The organism is Streptomyces sp. NPDC048185 (assembly GCF_043202495.1).
Taxonomy (GTDB): domain Bacteria; phylum Actinomycetota; class Actinomycetes; order Streptomycetales; family Streptomycetaceae; genus Streptomyces.
The window spans coordinates 83199-98551 of record NZ_JBIDAN010000007.1; the positions used below are offsets into that span (position 1 = coordinate 83199).

The window sequence follows — 15353 nt, forward strand, 5'->3', positions numbered from 1 at the left end:
GCACGGGGCTGCGAGAATCATGAAGATCCACAAGTACGACACCGTCATCGTCGGCGCCGGTGGCGCCGGCATGCGCGCGGCCATCGAGTCGACCAAGCGCAGCCGCACCGCCGTCCTGACGAAGCTCTACCCCACCCGCTCCCACACGGGCGCCGCGCAGGGCGGCATGGCCGCCGCGCTGGCCAACGTGGAGGAGGACAACTGGGAGTGGCACACCTTCGACACGGTCAAGGGCGGTGACTACCTGGTCGACCAGGACGCCGCCGAGATCCTGGCGAAGGAGGCCATCGACTCGGTCCTCGACCTGGAGAAGATGGGCCTGCCGTTCAACCGCACCCCGAACGGCACCATCGACCAGCGCCGCTTCGGCGGTCACAGCCGCAACCACGGCGAGGCCCCGGTCCGCCGCTCCTGCTACGCGGCCGACCGCACCGGCCACATGATCCTCCAGACGCTGTACCAGAACTGCGTCAAGGAGGGCGTGGAGTTCTTCAACGAGTTCTACGTCCTGGACCAGCTGATCACCGAGGTCGACGGCGTCAAGAAGTCGGCCGGCGTGGTCGCCTACGAGCTGGCGACCGGCGAGATCCACGTCTTCCAGGCGAAGGCCGTGATCTACGCGTCCGGCGGCACCGGCAAGTTCTTCAAGGTCACGTCCAACGCGCACACGCTGACCGGCGACGGCCAGGCGGCCGTGTACCGGCGCGGGCTGCCGCTGGAGGACATGGAGTTCTTCCAGTTCCACCCGACCGGCATCTGGCGCATGGGCATCCTGCTGACGGAGGGCGCCCGCGGTGAGGGCGGCATCCTGCGCAACAAGGACGGCGAGCGCTTCATGGAGAAGTACGCGCCGGTCATGAAGGACCTCGCCTCGCGTGACGTCGTCTCGCGCTCCATCTACACGGAGATCCGTGAGGGCCGCGGCTGCGGTCCCGAGGGCGACCACGTCTACCTGGACCTCACCCACCTCCCGCCGGAGCAGCTGGACGCCAAGCTGCCCGACATCACGGAGTTCGCGCGGACCTACCTCGGCATCGAGCCCTACACGGACCCGATCCCGATCCAGCCCACCGCGCACTACGCCATGGGCGGCATCCCGACCAACGTCGAGGGTGAGGTCCTCGCGGACAACACCACCGTCGTCCCCGGCCTGTACGCGGCCGGCGAGGTGGCCTGCGTCTCCGTGCACGGCGCCAACCGCCTGGGCACCAACTCGCTGCTCGACATCAACGTCTTCGGGCGCCGCGCGGGCATCGCCGCCGCGGAGTACTCCCAGAAGGCGGACTTCGTCGAGCTGCCGGAGAACCCGGAGTCCCTGGTCGTCGAGCAGATCGAGCGGCTGCGCACCTCCACCGGCAACGAGCGGGTGGCCGAGCTGCGCCGCGAGCTGCAGGAGACCATGGACGCCAACGTCATGGTGTTCCGCACCGAGCAGACGATCAAGACGGCCGTCGAGAAGATCGCCGAGCTGCGCAAGCGGTACAAGAACGTGGCGATCCAGGACAAGGGCCGCCGGTTCAACACCGACCTGCTGGAGGCCGTCGAGCTGGGCAACCTGCTCGACCTGGCCGAGGTCATGGCGGTCTCCGCGCTCGCCCGCAAGGAGTCCCGCGGCGGTCACTACCGCGAGGACTACCCCAACCGCGACGACGTCAACTTCATGCGCCACACCATGGCGTACCGCGAGGTGGGCGACGACGGCTCCGAGTCCATCCGTCTGGACTACAAGCCGGTCGTCCAGACCCGCTACCAGCCGATGGAGCGTAAGTACTGATGGCTACCCCTGTCATGGAGAAGAGCGACAAGGCCCCCGAGCCCGGTTTCGCCGACTCCCCCTACATCACTGTCACCATGCGGGTCCGCCGGTTCAACCCGGAGGTCTCGGCGGAGGCGACCTGGCAGGACTTCCAGCTGGAGATCGACCCGAAGGAGCGCGTCCTCGACGCCCTTCACAAGATCAAGTGGGACCTGGACGGCACGCTGACCTTCCGCCGTTCCTGCGCCCACGGCATCTGCGGGTCCGACGCCATGCGGATCAACGGCAAGAACCGGCTGGCCTGCAAGACGCTGATCAAGGACATCAGCCCCGAGAAGCCGATCACGGTCGAGCCCATCAAGGGCCTGACGGTCCTCAAGGACCTGGTCGTCGACATGGAGCCGTTCTTCCAGGCGTACCGGGACGTGATGCCCTTCCTGATCACGAAGGACACCAACGAGCCGACGCGTGAGCGTCTGCAGTCCGCCGAGGACCGCGAGCGCTTCGACGACACGACGAAGTGCATCCTGTGCGCCGCCTGCACGTCCTCGTGCCCGGTGTTCTGGAACGACGGCCAGTACTTCGGCCCGGCCGCGATCGTGAACGCCCACCGCTTCATCTTCGACTCGCGCGACGAGGCCGGCGAGCAGCGGCTGGAGATCCTGAACGACCGCGACGGCGTCTGGCGCTGCCGCACGACCTTCAACTGCACGGACGCCTGCCCGCGCGGCATCGAGGTCACCAAGGCGATCGCGGAGGTGAAGCGGGCGCTGATCACGCGCCGCTTCTGACATCCGTCGGTTCGCCGCCGTAGGCCGGTGAGGGCCCCGTTTCCCCTGGGAGCGGGGCCCTCTGGCATATGCCACACGATCGAGTGATGGGGCGATGAAGGGCCTCGTGGGCCCGGTCCGGCCTACGATGATGGCCTCGACACCAGCCCCCAGGAGGCACGCGATGTCTGCAGCATCCGTCGAGCTGCCCCACGGCGAACTCCCGCTGATCGCGGAGGCGAACCGCATCATGGACCGGCTCCCGGGCTACCGCGTCGAGATCATCGGAGGCCAGCTCGTCGTGGCCCCGCCACCGGACGGCCCGCACGCCGTAGTCCTGACCGACCTCGTCCTGCCCATCGCGGCCGCAGGCCTTCATGGCGCGTATTCGAAGGTGGTCCAGGGCATCGGTCTCTGGTTGCCCACCGACGCCGAGGACTACGCGATTCCGGATCTGGCGATCGTGGACGCCGATGTCGACGATCACCTCGTCGAGAACAACTGCTACGACCCGGTCTGCTTCCGCCTCGTCCTGGAGGTCACCTCCAGCAACTGGAAGAACGACTTGAAGACCAAGGTCACCGCCTACGCCGCCGCCATGGTCCCCGTGTACGTGATCGTCGACCGCAAGCACCAGCGCCTCCACGTCCTGACCGACCCCGACTGCGCCGATTACTCCACCCACCGCGTCCACTCCCCCGGTGAGACCGTCACCCTGCCCGACTCCCTCGGTGCCGAGGTCACGCTGGACGTCGCCGAGATCCTTGCCGCCGGACGGACGAAGAGCGCGCCCGACGAGGGCTGACAATCAGCCGTTCCGGGCGATGAGCGTCCTAGCCTGACGCCATGTCAGATGACGAGTCGTACGAACTGCTCGGGTTCGACAACGTGCTGCTGCCCGTCGGTGACCTCGGTGAGGCCGTCGGGTTCTACGAGCGGGCCGGCTTCCCGGTCGCCTTCCGGCTCGACGAGGCCGGGATCGCGCTGCTGAAGGTCGGCGGGGAGACGCCGGGCGTCCTGCTGCGGGCCGAGGAGGAGTTCGGGCGGCGCCCGCCGCTGTGGCCCTCCGCGCGGGTGTGGCTGGAGGTGCCCGACGCCCGCACGGCTGCCGGGGCGCTGCGCGAGGCGGGCATCACGCCGCTGGACGAGCCCTTCCCCGTCGCCACCGGATGGACCGTCGAGTTCGCCGACCCCTGGGGCAACGTCATCGGCCTGACCGACTACTCCAAGCGTCCCGAGCTCGGCCGCCGGCCGTAGCCGCCGGCCGCGTGACGCGGACCACTCCACCCTTGAGTTGAACATGTTCAAAAGCAGGTCTACAGTCAGTCCTGTCAGCGTTTTGAACGCGTTCAAGAAGGGGTGGGGCATGGACCGCACCGTCATCGCCTACGTCATCTACCTGGTCGTCAGCATCGGTCTGACCGTCTGGGTGGCCCGCACGCTCAGCCGCAACGGGCGGGTCTTCCTCGCCGACGTCCTGCACGGCAACGAGAAGCTCGCCGACGCCGTCAACCACCTCCTGGTGGTCGGCTTCTACCTCGTGAACCTCGGCTTCGTGGCCCTCTACCTGAGCGACGACGAGACCATCACCGACACCCGCGGCATCTTCGAGGCGCTGTCGACCAAGCTCGGCGTGGTGCTGCTGGTGCTCGGCGTGATGCACCTGGGCAACGTGTACGTGCTCAACAAGATCCGGCGGCGCGGGATGATGGAGCGGGAGCAGATCCCGCCGGTCCCGCCGCAGGGCTGGGCGGCCCCGACGGCCGGGGCCTGAGCCGATGGCTCCCGCTCCCGGGACGGCCGGCGCCCCCGTGCGCCGGCTCACCGTCCTCTACGACGCCGAATGCTCCCTGTGCGCCCATGTGCGGGACTGGCTGCTGCGCCAGCCCCGGCTGGTGCCGCTGGACCTGGTCCCGGCGGGGTCGGACGAGGCCCGGCGGCGGTTCCCCGGCCTCGACCACGGCGCCTCCCTCGACGAGGTCACCGCCGTGGGCGACGCCGGGCAGGTCTACCGGGGCGCCGCCGCCTGGGTCGTCGTCCTGTGGTCGCTGCGCAAGTACCGCCGGCTCGCCCACCGGCTCAGCACGCCCGCCGGGGCCCGGCTGGCCCGCGGAGCCGTCCTGGCCGCCGCCAAGTGGCGGGACGGGCAGAAGCGGTGGGGCGGTAACGGGTACCGCCGCGCCGACGGGTGGGTGTACGAGCCGGGGCTCGGCTGGCTGTACACCGGACCGGGCTGCGACGACGGCGCCTGCGTCAATCGTTAGGCTCTCTTCCTGTGCCTGCGAAGAACGACGGCCCCGACGACGGAGCCCCCCTCAGCAAGTCCGAGCAGACCCGCGCGCTGATCCTGGAGACGGCCATGCGGCTGTTCCAGGAACGCGGCTACGACCGGACGACCATGCGGGCCATCGCCCAGGAGGCCGGCGTCTCCGTCGGCAACGCGTACTACTACTTCGCCGGCAAGGAACACCTGATCCAGGGCTTCTACGACCGGATCGCCGCCGAGCACCAGGCGGCGGTCCGGGAGGTCCTGGCGCGGGAGACCGACCTGGAGGCGCGGCTCGCCGGCGTGCTGAAGGTGTGGCTGGACATCGCGACGCCGTACCACGAGTTCGCGGTGCAGTTCTTCAAGAACGCGGCCGACCCGGACAGCCCGCTCAGCCCCTTCTCCCCGGAGTCGGAGCACGCGCGGGTGGAGGCCATCAGCGTCCACCGCGCCGTGCTGGCGGGCACGAAGACCAAGGTGCCCGAGGACCTGCGGGACATCCTCCCCGAGCTGATGTGGCTCTCCCAGATGGGCCTGGTCCTGTACTGGGTCTTCGACCGCACCCCGGGCCGCGAGCGCAGCTACCGGCTGGCCGAGCGCGGCGCCCGGCTCACCGCGCGGGGTGTCGCGCTGGCCCGCTTCCGGGTGCTGCGCCCGCTGGTGCGCGAGGTGCACGAGCTGTTCACGGACTTCCTGCCCGGCATGACCAAGGCGCTCCCCGACCCCTCGGACCGGAAGCCCCCGCGTCAGGCCTGACGGGACGCCAGCTCGATCACCGTGATGTCCGACGGCGCCCCCACGCGTGTGGGCGGGCCCCAGGCGCCGGCGCCGCGGCTGACGTAGAGCTGGGTGTCGCCGTAGCGTTCCAGGCCGGCCACCGTGGGGTTCGCGGCCTCGGCGACGAGGCTGCCCGGCCAGAGCTGGCCGCCGTGGGTGTGGCCGGAGAGCTGGAGGTCGACGCCGTGGTCGACGGCGTCGTGGATCTGGATCGGCTGGTGGGCCAGGAGCACGACGGCACGGGCCCGGTCGCGGTCGCCGAGGGCCTTGGCGTAGTCGGGGCCCTGGCCCTCGTCCTCGCCCGCCACGTCGTTGACGCCGGCCAGGTCGAAGTGGGGCAGCTCGGTGCGGGCGTTCTCCAGCGGGACCAGGCCCAGCCGGCGTACCTCGGCGACCCACTGCTCGGCGCCGGAGAAGTACTCGTGGTTGCCGGTGACGAAGTACGCGCCGTGCCGGGCCCGCAGCCGCGCGAGCGGGGAGGCGGCCGGGCCGAGGTCCTTCACGCTGCCGTCCACCAGGTCGCCGACGACGGCGATGAGGTCGGGCTGCGTGGAGTTGACCGTGTCGACGACCGTCTGCGCGAAGCCCCGGCCGAGCACCGGGCCGAGGTGGATGTCGCTGACCACGGCGATGCGGAAGCCGTGCGCGGCGCGCGGCAGCTTGGCCAGCGGCACGGTGACCCGCTTCACCTTCGGACCGCGCAGCACTCCGTACGTGCCGTATCCGACCGTCCCGACGGCCGCCGCGGCCGCGGCACCGGCGACGACGCGGGAGACGAACAGGCGGCGCGAGGGGACGGCGAGGGGGCTCGGTGGCGTGGCGCCGGACGCGGCGGTCTGCTCGGGGCCGGCGGGCGGCGTCCGGGGCGGCGCGGTGCCCGCCGGTATGCGCTCCGGGTCCGCGGCCGGGTCGGGCAGCTCACCCGGGTCCGCCGGCCGCGCGGCTGCCCGCCGCTCCAGGACCCTGCGCAGCAGCGGCCGTACGACCTCGCCCGCGAGCACCGCCAGCAGCAGGTAGAGCGACAGGGCCAGCCACAGGAAGCCCGGCCAGGCCAGGACGCGCTGGAGCCAGAAGGGGGCGCCGGCGCGCTCGGCGACCAGCGCGCCGACGGCCAGCGCCCAGCCCCCGGCGACGACCACCGCGCCGACGCGGCGCGCGGTGCCGGGGCCCCGGGTCGTGTCGCGGAACAGGCGCCGCCACACGTACCAGTTGGCCGTCACCAGGACGCCCACCACGGCCAGTGCGACGAGCGCGAAGACGACCACCATGCCGTCGGATCCCCTCGGTTGTGACGTCGGTGACGTTATGACGTTCGGCGCAGTGCGCGCACTCCGCGCAACCCGATGCCCCCGACGACCGTCCCCAATACGAAGGAGACGATCGCGAGCAGCAGGTGCACCCAGAAGTACGCCGTGGGGTCGCCGTCCTCGAAGGCCAGCCCGCTGCCGTCCTTGACCAGGTTTTTGACGAAAGTGATCCAGATGATCCAGCTCCACACCCCGAAGGCGAGCAGGAACCAGGAGACGGGGCGGCTGAGCTTCATGCCCTCAGTATCTCCGCCGCCTGTCCGGTTCCGTGTCCGGGGTGGGGAGGGGGCTGGGCCGGTGCCGCGGACGGGCGGTACGTTCTCGCTCGTGCCCGCACCCAAGAAGACCGGCCGGCGCTCCCTGCTGGTCACCTCCGCCGCCCTGACCGCCCTGACCCTCACACCGACCGCGTACGCGGCGCCCGGCCCGTCGGCGAGCCCGTCGGTCACGCCCCCGGCGACGATGTCGTCCGTGGGCGGCACCCGGCTCGGGCAGCCCGGGAACCAGGTCGACCTCGCGGGCGGCGCCCCCGTCCTGCCCAAGGACCTCACCGCTCGCTCCTGGATCGTGGCCGACGCCGAGTCCGGCGACGTGCTCGCCGCGCACAACGCCCACTGGCGGCTGGCCCCGGCGAGCACCCTGAAGATGCTGTTCGCCGACACGCTGCTGCCGAAGTGGCCGAAGACCACGCAGCACAAGGTCGCGGTCTCCGACCTCGCGGGCGTCGGCGCCGGGTCCAGCCTGGTCGGCATCAAGGAGGAGGAGACGTACACCGTTCACGACCTGTGGCTCGGCGTCTTCCTGCGCTCCGGGAACGACGCCGTGCACGTGCTGTCGGCGATGAACGGCGGGGTCGACAGGACGGTCGAGGAGATGAACGAGCACGCCGCGGAACTCCAGGCCCTCGACACCACCGTGGTCAGCCCCGACGGCTACGACATGCCGGGCCAGGTCTCCTCCGCGTACGACCTGACGCTGTTCGCCCGTTCGGGGCTGCAGAAGAAGGACTTCCGCGAGTACGCCTCGACGGTCCGCGCGAAGTTCCCGGGCGAGACGGCCAAGGACAAGAAGGGCAAGACGTACCGCAAGTCCTTCGAGATCCAGAACACCAACCGCCTGCTGCGGGGCGACTCGGACATGGACGTCTATCCCGGCATCGCCGGCGTGAAGAACGGCAACACCACCAACGCGGGCGCCACCTTCACCGGTGTCGCCGAGCGCGGCGGCAGGGTGCTGCTGGTCACCGTGATGAACCCGGCGAAGAACGAGCACAACGAGGTCTACAAGGAGACCGCACGGCTGCTCGACTGGGGTTTCCAGGCGGCCGGCAAGGTGAAGCCGGTCGGTGAGCTGGTGCCGCCGAGGAGCGCGGTGCAGACGAGCCCGGGGCCCGACGCCTCGGGTCAGGCCGGTGGCGGCAGCGGCAAGGCCGCCGCGGGGACGAAGCCGGTGGCGGGCGCCCCGGCGGCGGACGGCTCCGGCGGTGTCGGGATCGCGGCCGGCATCGCCGCCGGGGTGCTGGTGCTGCTCGCGGGCGGCGCGTTCCTGGTCAACCGTCGCTGGCCGCTGCCGGAGCTGATGCGTCGCCGGTCCCGTCCGTGAGTTCCTCCGCCTTGCTGCCGGTGGCCGTCCAGGCGGCGCAGAACAGCACCAGCTTCGACGTGAAGTTGATCCACAGCAGCAGGGCGACGGGGACGCCGAAGGCGCCGTACATGCTCTTCGTGGCCACTCCCTGCATGTAGCCGCTCAGCAGCAGCTTGAGCAGTTCGAAGCCGACCGCGCCGATCAGCGCGGCCACCAGCAGGCGGCGACGGGTCGGCTGGACGCCGGGGAGCAGGGTCAGCACGTACAGCAGCAGGAGGAAGTCGGCGAGGACGGCGACGGCGAAGGCGGCGATGTGCAGCAGGACGCTGCCGAAGCCGCCCTCGGAGATGCCCAGCTGGCGGATGATCCAGCCGACGAGCGCCGAGGCGACGGTGGAGATGCCGACGGTGACCAGGACGGCACCGCCGATGCCGACGAGGACGCCCGCGTCCTTGGCCCGGTGCAGGAACGGGTTCTCCTCCTCGTCCGGCAGCTCCCAGACGGCGCGCAGACAGCCCCGGGTGGCGTCGACCCAGCCGATGCCGGTGAAGAGCAGCAGGAGGCCGGAGATGAGGCCGATGGTGCCGGCGTTGTCGACCAGACCCTGGATGTTCAGCTGGTCGGAGATGCCCGGCACCTGCTCGGCGATCTTGTCCTGCAGCTGGTCCTGCTGCTTCTCGCTGAGCGTGGCGGCGGCGACGGCGGCGGCGAGGCTGAGCAGCGGGAAGAGCGCCACGAAGCTGGTGAAGGTCATCGCGGCGGCCAGCCGCGTCCACGTGACCCGGTCCAGCCGTTCGTACGACCGCCACGCGTGCGTGGTCATCAGCCGTGCGATCCACGGCCCCACCACGGGGAGCTTCTTCAGCCAGTCCATGATCCGACTCTGCCCCCGGTTGTCCCGGTCCATGATCCCGGCCGGTGGCCGGTCGTCTCCCCGGAGCGGAAGACCAGTGTCCTTGTGCCCCAGAAACGCAGGATGGTGGCCAGTGCCATGCCGATTCCCGCCCCCGAGACGGTGTCGGCGCGCTGCGAGGCGAGGCCGAGGCCGTAGTGGCTGACGGCCAGGCACAGCAACTGCACGGCGGCGCCGGCGAGGTTCACCGCGAAGAACACGGCGTACGGGCGCAGGCCGCGCGGCCGGGTGTGCCGGTAGGTGCCCAGCGCGTTGCCCGCGTAGGCCACGGAGCAGCCGGCGACGAAGGACAGGGTCTTCGCGGTGAGCGGGCCGAGTCCGGCGGGGCCGCGCAGCACGGTGAAGAGACCGAGGTCGACGGCGTAGGCGAGCAGTCCGGCGGTGGCGAAGCCCACCAGTTCGCGCCGGCCGATCACCAATTGGCCACCGCCAGGCCGTACATCGCCACCCACACCAGGCCGATCAGCGCGAGGGCGCGGTCGCGCAGGACGACGTCCTCGGGTTCGCCCGCGGTGCCGCGGTCGGCGAAGACGGCGTAGCGCAGCACGGCGAGGATGAAGGCGACCATGGACAGCTGGCGCCAGGGCAGCACGCTGGTGTGCGGGACGCCGCCCTCCTCCATGGCCCACAGGCAGTAGCCGAGGACGGCGACGCCGGCCGCGAGCTGCCAGACGAAGCGCAGGTAGCCGGTGGTGTACTCGGTGAGCAGGGCGCGGGTGGCGCCCGCCTTGCCGGTCATCTGCACGGCCTCGCTGTAGCGCTTGGCGGAGACCATGAACAGGGCGCCGAAGCCGGTGGTGATGAGGAACCAGCGCGACAGCGGGATGCCCAGCGCGAGCCCGCCGATCATGGCGCGCATCAGGAAGCCGGTGGTGACGACGGCGAGGTCGACGACCAGGACGTGCTTGAGGCTGACGCAGTACGCCAGTTGCATCGCGAGGTAGGCGATCAGCAGGGCCACGACGGGCGGTGGGCACAGCCAGGCCGCGACGACGGGCGCGAGCACCCCCAGAAGGGCCCCGACGGCGTGGGCGACCGGCACCGGGACCTGTCCGGCGGCGACCGGGCGGTGGCGTTTGACCGGGTGGGCGCGGTCGGCCTCGGCGTCGCGGGCGTCGTTGACGAGGTAGACGGCGGCGGCGCAGGCGGTGAACAGGACGAAGACGAGGGCGAGCCGGCCCAGGGCGTGCCGGGAGAACAGCTCGCCGGCGGCGGCCGGGGCGGCGACGACCAGGACGTTCTTGATCCACTGGCGGGGGCGTGCGGTCCTGAGCAGGCCGCCCGCGAGGCCCCCGCGGCGGGGCGGGGCGGGCTGCGGGGGCTGTTCGGGGGCGCGTTGCCGCAGGACGGCCGTGTCGGTCACCGGGTCCCTCCCCGCATCCAGTCGGCGCCGAGCCGGGCGGTGAGCGCACCGAGGGCCGCGCCCGCCGCCACGTCGGACGGGTAGTGGACGCCGACGACCAGCCGGGACACGCACACGGCGGCGGCCAGCGGCCAGGCCGCGCGCACGCCGAGCGCGCCGAAGACGACGGCGGCGGCCGCGGCGGAGGTGGCGTGGGAGCTGGGGAAGGAGTGCCGGCCCGCGGTGCGCACCAGGGGCTGGACGTGCGCGGGGCGGGGACGGCGCACGACCCGCTTCACCCCCATGCTGGCCAGGTGCGCGCCCGCGGTGAGGGCGGTGCCGCGCAGCCAGGCCGCCCGTCGCGGGCGGTCCACGGCGGCCGACGCGAGGCCCGCGGCGACCCACAGCGCTCCGTGTTCCCCGGCCCAGGACAGGGCGCGCGCGGCAGCGGCCACACGCGGGTCCGTGCCGCAGGCTCTGAGCGCCGTCACGATCCGGTGGTCCATGTCGTCGAGGTCGTCCATGGGGACTCACTGTTCACGCCGACGGCGCGGTAAGTCCGGCATGATCGAGCGACATACCATTAATCACCCGTTTCGGGGAGGGACGGGATGTTTTGGAACAGATCGTTCGCCCTCGGGGGATACGGTCACCGGCATGTCTGCCGACACCGTTCCCGTCGACGAGTGGGGCCCCGTCACCGGCTGGGGGCGCACCGCGCCCACCGCGGCCCGTCTGATCCGTCCGCGGACGTACGAGGAGGCCGCGGCGGCGGTCCGGGACTGCGGGGCCCGCGGCGGCATCCCGAGGGGCCTGGGCCGGGCGTACGGCGACGCGGCGCAGAACGCGGGCGGTGCCGTGCTCGACATGACGGGTCTGGACCGCATCCACGCCATCGACGTCGACGGCGGCACCGTGCTGTGCGGCGCGGGCGTCTCCCTGCACCGGCTGATGGAGGTCCTGCTGCCGCTCGGCTGGTTCGTGCCGGTGACGCCCGGCACCCGCTACGTGACCGTCGGCGGGGCGATCGGCGCCGACATCCACGGCAAGAACCACCACGTGTCGGGCTCGTTCTCCCGCCACGTGCCGTCCCTGGAGCTGCTCACCGCCGACGGCGGGGTCCGCACCGTCGAGCGGGGCACGCCGCTGTTCGACGCCACCGCCGGGGGCATGGGCCTGACCGGGGTGATCCTCACCGCGACCGTACGGCTCCAGCGGGTCGAGACCGCGCTCATGTCGGTGGACACCGAACGCGCCGCCGACCTCGACGACCTCATGGCCCGTCTGACGGCCACCGACCACCGCTACCGCTACTCGGTGGCCTGGATCGACCTCCTCGCGCACGGCGCGGCGACCGGGCGAGCGGTGCTCACCCGCGGCGACCACGCCCCGCTGGACGCGCTGCCCGCCCGGGCCCGCCGCGAACCGACGGCCTTCCGCACCTCGCGCCTGCCGGCCGCGCCGGGTTTCCTCCCGGAGGGGCTGCTCAGCCGGACGAGCGTGGGCCTGTTCAACGAGCTCTGGTACCGCAAGGCCCCCCGTGCGCGCCGCGGGCAGCTCCAGCGGATCCCCACCTTCTTCCACCCCCTGGACGGGGTGCCCCATTGGAACCGCATCTACGGCCGCGGCGGCTTCCTGCAGTACCAGTTCGTCGTCGGTCACGGCCGGGAGGAGACCCTGCGCCGGATCGTGCGGCGCATCTCCGCGCACCGCTGCCCGTCCTTCCTGGCCGTCCTCAAGCGCTTCGGGGACGCCGACCCGGGCTGGCTGTCGTTCCCCGTGCCCGGCTGGACCCTGGCGCTGGACGTCCCGGCCGGGCTGCCGGGGCTCGGTGCCTTCCTCGACGAGCTCGACGAGGAGGTCGCCGCGGCCGGCGGCCGGGTCTACCTCGCCAAGGACTCCCGGCTGCGGCCCGAGTTGCTGGCCGCGATGTACCCGCGCCTGGACGACTTCCGCGCGCTGCGCGCGGAGCTGGACCCGCGCGGGGTGTTCATGTCCGACCTGTCCCGGCGCCTCGCCCTGTGACCCCCTCTGGAGCTGTCGTGAAGGACGCCTTCGGCCTCCCCCAGTCCCTTCTCGTCCTCGGCGGTACGTCCGAGATCGCGCTGGCCACCGCGCGCCGGCTGGTCGCCCGCCGCACCCGCACCGTGTGGCTGGCCGGCCGCCCCTCGCCCGCGCTGGACGCGGCGGCCGGACAGCTGCGCGGGCTGGGCGCCGAGGTGCGCACCGTCGCCTTCGACGCGCTGGACCCCGGGTCCCACGAGGAGGCGCTGGGCAAGGTGTTCGCCGAGGGCGACGTCGACCTGGTGCTGCTCGCGTTCGGCGTCCTCGGGGACCAGGCGCACGACGAGCGGGAGCCGCTGAACGCCGTGCGGGTCGCGCAGACCAACTACACCGGCGCGGTCTCGGCCGGTCTGGTGAGCGCCCGCGCGCTCCAGGCGCAGGGGCACGGTTCGCTGGTGGTGCTGTCGTCCGTGGCCGGGGAGCGGGCCCGCCGGGCCAACTTCATCTACGGCTCCAGCAAGGCCGGCCTGGACGTCTTCGCGCAGGGCCTCGGCGACGCGCTGCACGGCACGGGCGTGCACGTCATGGTCGTACGCCCCGGGTTCGTGCGGTCGCGGATGACCGCCGGGATGGAGGAGGCGCCGTTCGCCACGACGCCCGAGGCGGTCGCCACGGCCATCGAACTGGGGCTGCGGCGCCGCTCGGAGACGGTGTGGGTGCCGGGCGCGCTGCGCGTGGTGATGTCGGCGCTGCGGCACCTGCCGCGGGGGGTGTTCCGACGGCTTCCGCTGTAGCGGCCGCGTCAGCGGGCCGGCAGGGAGCTGCTCTCCACGCGTCCGGCCTGCGGGGGCACGACCGCGCTGCCGAAGGGGAACTCGCGCAGCTTGCGCCACACCCCGTCGGCGCCCTGCTCGTAGAGCGCGAAGCCGGTGCACGGCCACTGGGCCTCGTAGTCGGCCAGCTCCTCGTAGGCGCGGTCCATCGCGGCCTCGTCGATGCCGTGCGCGACCGTGACGTGCGGGTGGTACGGGAACTGCAGTTCGCGCGGGACCGGCCCGGAGGAGTCGCGGACCCGCTTCTGGAGCCAGGAGCAGGCCGCGGCGCCCTCGACGACCCGGACGAAGACCACGGGCGACAGCGGGCGGAAGGTCCCGGTGCCGGACAGCCGCATCGGGAAGGGCCGGCCACGGGCCGCCACCTCCGCCAGGTGCGACTCGACGGCGGGCAGCACGGCCCCGTCGATCTCGGTCGGCGGCAGCAGCGTGACGTGCGTGGGGATGCCGTGCGCCGCGGCGTCGCCGAAGCCCGCGCGCAGCTGCTGAAGCCGGCTGCCGTGAGGCTCCGGGACCGCGATCGACACGCCGATCGTTACGGTCCCCACGTCGTCTCCCTGTCGTTCTGTCGGTGCCGCCCGCCCACCGGCGTGCGGCGGTGGCCGCCGATGCGGCCACCCGGTTATCGACTGTACGGCCACCACCCTGTCCCGGGCAGGCGCAACCGGAGTGATGTGCAGCGCTCCGGTGGCGTGCCGGGGGCTCGGTGCGGTACCGCCGGGTCAGTGCTTGGCGGGCAGGAAGCCCATGCCGTCGTAGGCCCGGGCGAGGGTCTCCGCGGCGACGCTGCGCGCCTTCTCCGCGCCCTTGGCCAGCACCGCGTCGAGGGTCTCCGGGTCGTCCAGGTACTGCTGGGTCCGCTCCCGGAAGGGCGACACGAACTCGACCATGATCTCGGCGAGATCCGTCTTCAGGGCGCCGTAGCCCTTGCCCTCGTACTGCTGCTCCAACTCGGGGACCGTCGTACCGGTGAGGGTGGAGTAGATCGTCAGCAGGTTGCTGACGCCGGGCTTGTGCTCACGGTCGAAGCGGATCACCGTGTCGGTGTCCGTGACCGCGCTCTTGACCTTCTTCGCGGTGGCCTTCGGCTCGTCGAGGAGGTTGATCAGGCCCTTCGGGGTGGCCGCCGACTTGCTCATCTTGGCGGTCGGGTCCTGAAGGTCGTAGATCTTCGCCGTCTCCTTGAGGATGTAGGCGCTCGGCATGGTGAAGGTGTCGCCGTAGGTCTGGTTGAACCGGTCGGCGAGGTCGCGGGTCAGTTCGAGGTGCTGGCGCTGGTCCTCGCCGACGGGGACCTGGTCGGCCTGGTAGAGCAGGATGTCGGCGACCATCAGCATCGGGTACGTGAACAGGCCGACGGTGGTGCGGTCGCTGCCCTGCTTGGCGGACTTGTCCTTGAACTGGGTCATCCGCGAGGCCTCGCCGAAACCGGTGATGCAGTTCATGAGCCAGCCGAGCTGGGCGTGCTCGGGCACGTGGCTCTGCACGAACAGCGTGCAGTGCTCGGGGTCGAGACCGGCCGCGAGGAGCTGGGCGGCGGCGACGCGGGTGTTCTCCCGGAGCACCTTCGGGTCCTGCGGGACCGTGATCGCGTGCAGGTCGACGACCATGTAGAACGCGTCGTGGGTGTTCTGCATGTCGACCCACTGGCGGACGGCGCCGAGGTAGTTGCCGAGGTGGAACGAGCCGGAGGTCGGCTGGATACCGGAGAGCACGCGAGGACGGTGCCGCATGGCGGAGCCATTCCCCTGAGGGTGGTGGTGGGAGACGGGAGGGCGTTCAGAGGCCATGTTTTTCATTG

The 15353-nt window shown here is 71.8% G+C and carries 18 protein-coding genes; 10 read left to right on the top strand and 8 right to left on the bottom strand.

The window, feature by feature from the left end:
• Nucleotides 1–19: 19 nt before the first annotated feature.
• From sdhA to ACGF3H_RS21475, 7 genes are all read left to right on the top strand, one after another.
• Nucleotides 20–1774: a succinate dehydrogenase flavoprotein subunit gene (gene sdhA / locus ACGF3H_RS21445; protein WP_362489640.1), complete on the top strand. Its 1755-nt coding sequence runs from the start codon at nt 20–22 to the stop codon at nt 1772–1774.
• A complete protein-coding gene (locus ACGF3H_RS21450) occupies nt 1774–2547 on the top strand; it encodes a succinate dehydrogenase iron-sulfur subunit (protein WP_239765570.1) in 774 nt (257 codons plus the stop codon). Before sdhA ends, ACGF3H_RS21450 begins: the two co-directional genes overlap by 1 nt.
• 163 nt (nt 2548–2710) lie before the next feature.
• Entirely contained in the window at nt 2711–3331 is a 621-nt protein-coding gene (locus ACGF3H_RS21455; RefSeq protein ID WP_362489637.1) for a Uma2 family endonuclease, read from the top strand.
• Between the two features lie 41 nt (nt 3332–3372).
• Complete coding sequence (locus ACGF3H_RS21460; protein WP_189229025.1) at nt 3373–3783, top strand: VOC family protein; 411 nt, start codon at nt 3373–3375, stop codon at nt 3781–3783.
• 109 nt (nt 3784–3892) lie between these two features.
• Nucleotides 3893–4300: a hypothetical protein gene (locus ACGF3H_RS21465; protein WP_362489635.1), complete on the top strand. Its 408-nt coding sequence runs from the start codon at nt 3893–3895 to the stop codon at nt 4298–4300.
• Nucleotides 4301–4304: 4 nt separating this feature from the next.
• Complete coding sequence (locus tag ACGF3H_RS21470; RefSeq protein ID WP_362489633.1) at nt 4305–4790, top strand: DCC1-like thiol-disulfide oxidoreductase family protein; 486 nt, start codon at nt 4305–4307, stop codon at nt 4788–4790.
• Nucleotides 4791–4801: 11 nt separating this feature from the next.
• Nucleotides 4802–5548, top strand: coding sequence for a TetR family transcriptional regulator (locus ACGF3H_RS21475; RefSeq protein ID WP_362489631.1), 747 nt, complete (start codon nt 4802–4804; stop codon nt 5546–5548).
• Here the strand turns inward: ACGF3H_RS21475 and ACGF3H_RS21480 are convergent.
• Together ACGF3H_RS21480 and ACGF3H_RS21485 are read right to left on the bottom strand one after the other, a co-directional pair.
• Entirely contained in the window at nt 5539–6837 is a 1299-nt protein-coding gene (locus ACGF3H_RS21480) for a metallophosphoesterase (RefSeq protein WP_362489629.1), read from the bottom strand. The genes ACGF3H_RS21475 and ACGF3H_RS21480 overlap by 10 nt on opposite strands.
• A 35-nt stretch (nt 6838–6872) precedes the next feature.
• The gene (locus ACGF3H_RS21485; protein ID WP_115743824.1) at nt 6873–7112 is read right to left on the bottom strand and encodes an SCO4848 family membrane protein; all 240 of its coding nucleotides are present in this window, start codon (nt 7110–7112) and stop codon (nt 6873–6875) included.
• 91 nt (nt 7113–7203) lie between these two features.
• Here ACGF3H_RS21485 and ACGF3H_RS21490 point away from each other — a divergent pair, with 91 nt between their 5' ends.
• Nucleotides 7204–8478 (top strand): D-alanyl-D-alanine carboxypeptidase, encoded by a 1275-nt coding sequence (locus tag ACGF3H_RS21490; RefSeq protein ID WP_362489626.1) that lies wholly within the window; start codon nt 7204–7206, stop codon nt 8476–8478.
• On the opposite strand, the gene ACGF3H_RS21495 is transcribed toward ACGF3H_RS21490, so the two are convergent.
• The 4 genes from ACGF3H_RS21495 to ACGF3H_RS21510 are packed head-to-tail and all read right to left on the bottom strand — an operon-like array spanning nt 8426 to nt 11239.
• Nucleotides 8426–9334 carry a YihY/virulence factor BrkB family protein gene (locus ACGF3H_RS21495; RefSeq protein ID WP_362489624.1) on the bottom strand — a complete coding sequence of 303 codons (909 nt, stop codon included), beginning with the start codon at nt 9332–9334 and terminating at the stop codon, nt 8426–8428. The genes ACGF3H_RS21490 and ACGF3H_RS21495 overlap by 53 nt on opposite strands.
• Nucleotides 9322–9792 (bottom strand): GtrA family protein, encoded by a 471-nt coding sequence (locus ACGF3H_RS21500; RefSeq protein ID WP_362489622.1) that lies wholly within the window; start codon nt 9790–9792, stop codon nt 9322–9324. Before ACGF3H_RS21500 ends, ACGF3H_RS21495 begins: the two co-directional genes overlap by 13 nt.
• Nucleotides 9786–10736 (bottom strand): decaprenyl-phosphate phosphoribosyltransferase, encoded by a 951-nt coding sequence (locus tag ACGF3H_RS21505; RefSeq protein WP_362489620.1) that lies wholly within the window; start codon nt 10734–10736, stop codon nt 9786–9788. The genes ACGF3H_RS21500 and ACGF3H_RS21505 overlap by 7 nt, the downstream gene beginning before the upstream one ends.
• On the bottom strand, nt 10733–11239 hold the full coding sequence (locus ACGF3H_RS21510) for a phosphatase PAP2 family protein (protein ID WP_362489618.1): 507 nt from the start codon (nt 11237–11239) through the stop codon (nt 10733–10735). The genes ACGF3H_RS21505 and ACGF3H_RS21510 overlap by 4 nt, the downstream gene beginning before the upstream one ends.
• Before the next feature lie 133 nt (nt 11240–11372).
• Here ACGF3H_RS21510 and ACGF3H_RS21515 point away from each other — a divergent pair, with 133 nt between their 5' ends.
• Complete coding sequence (locus ACGF3H_RS21515) at nt 11373–12740, top strand: FAD-binding oxidoreductase (RefSeq protein ID WP_362489616.1); 1368 nt, start codon at nt 11373–11375, stop codon at nt 12738–12740.
• 17 nt (nt 12741–12757) lie between these two features.
• On the top strand, nt 12758–13513 hold the full coding sequence (locus ACGF3H_RS21520) for a decaprenylphospho-beta-D-erythro-pentofuranosid-2-ulose 2-reductase (RefSeq protein ID WP_362489615.1): 756 nt from the start codon (nt 12758–12760) through the stop codon (nt 13511–13513).
• Between the two features lie 8 nt (nt 13514–13521).
• Here the strand turns inward: ACGF3H_RS21520 and ACGF3H_RS21525 are convergent, their stop codons facing one another.
• Both ACGF3H_RS21525 and trpS read right to left on the bottom strand, forming a co-directional pair.
• Nucleotides 13522–14100 carry a 2'-5' RNA ligase family protein gene (locus ACGF3H_RS21525; RefSeq protein WP_362489613.1) on the bottom strand — a complete coding sequence of 193 codons (579 nt, stop codon included), beginning with the start codon at nt 14098–14100 and terminating at the stop codon, nt 13522–13524.
• Nucleotides 14101–14274: 174 nt separating this feature from the next.
• Nucleotides 14275–15285, bottom strand: a complete 1011-nt coding sequence (trpS, locus tag ACGF3H_RS21530) for a tryptophan--tRNA ligase (RefSeq protein WP_362489611.1) — start codon at nt 15283–15285, stop codon at nt 14275–14277.
• Nucleotides 15286–15353: the final 68 nt, after the last annotated feature.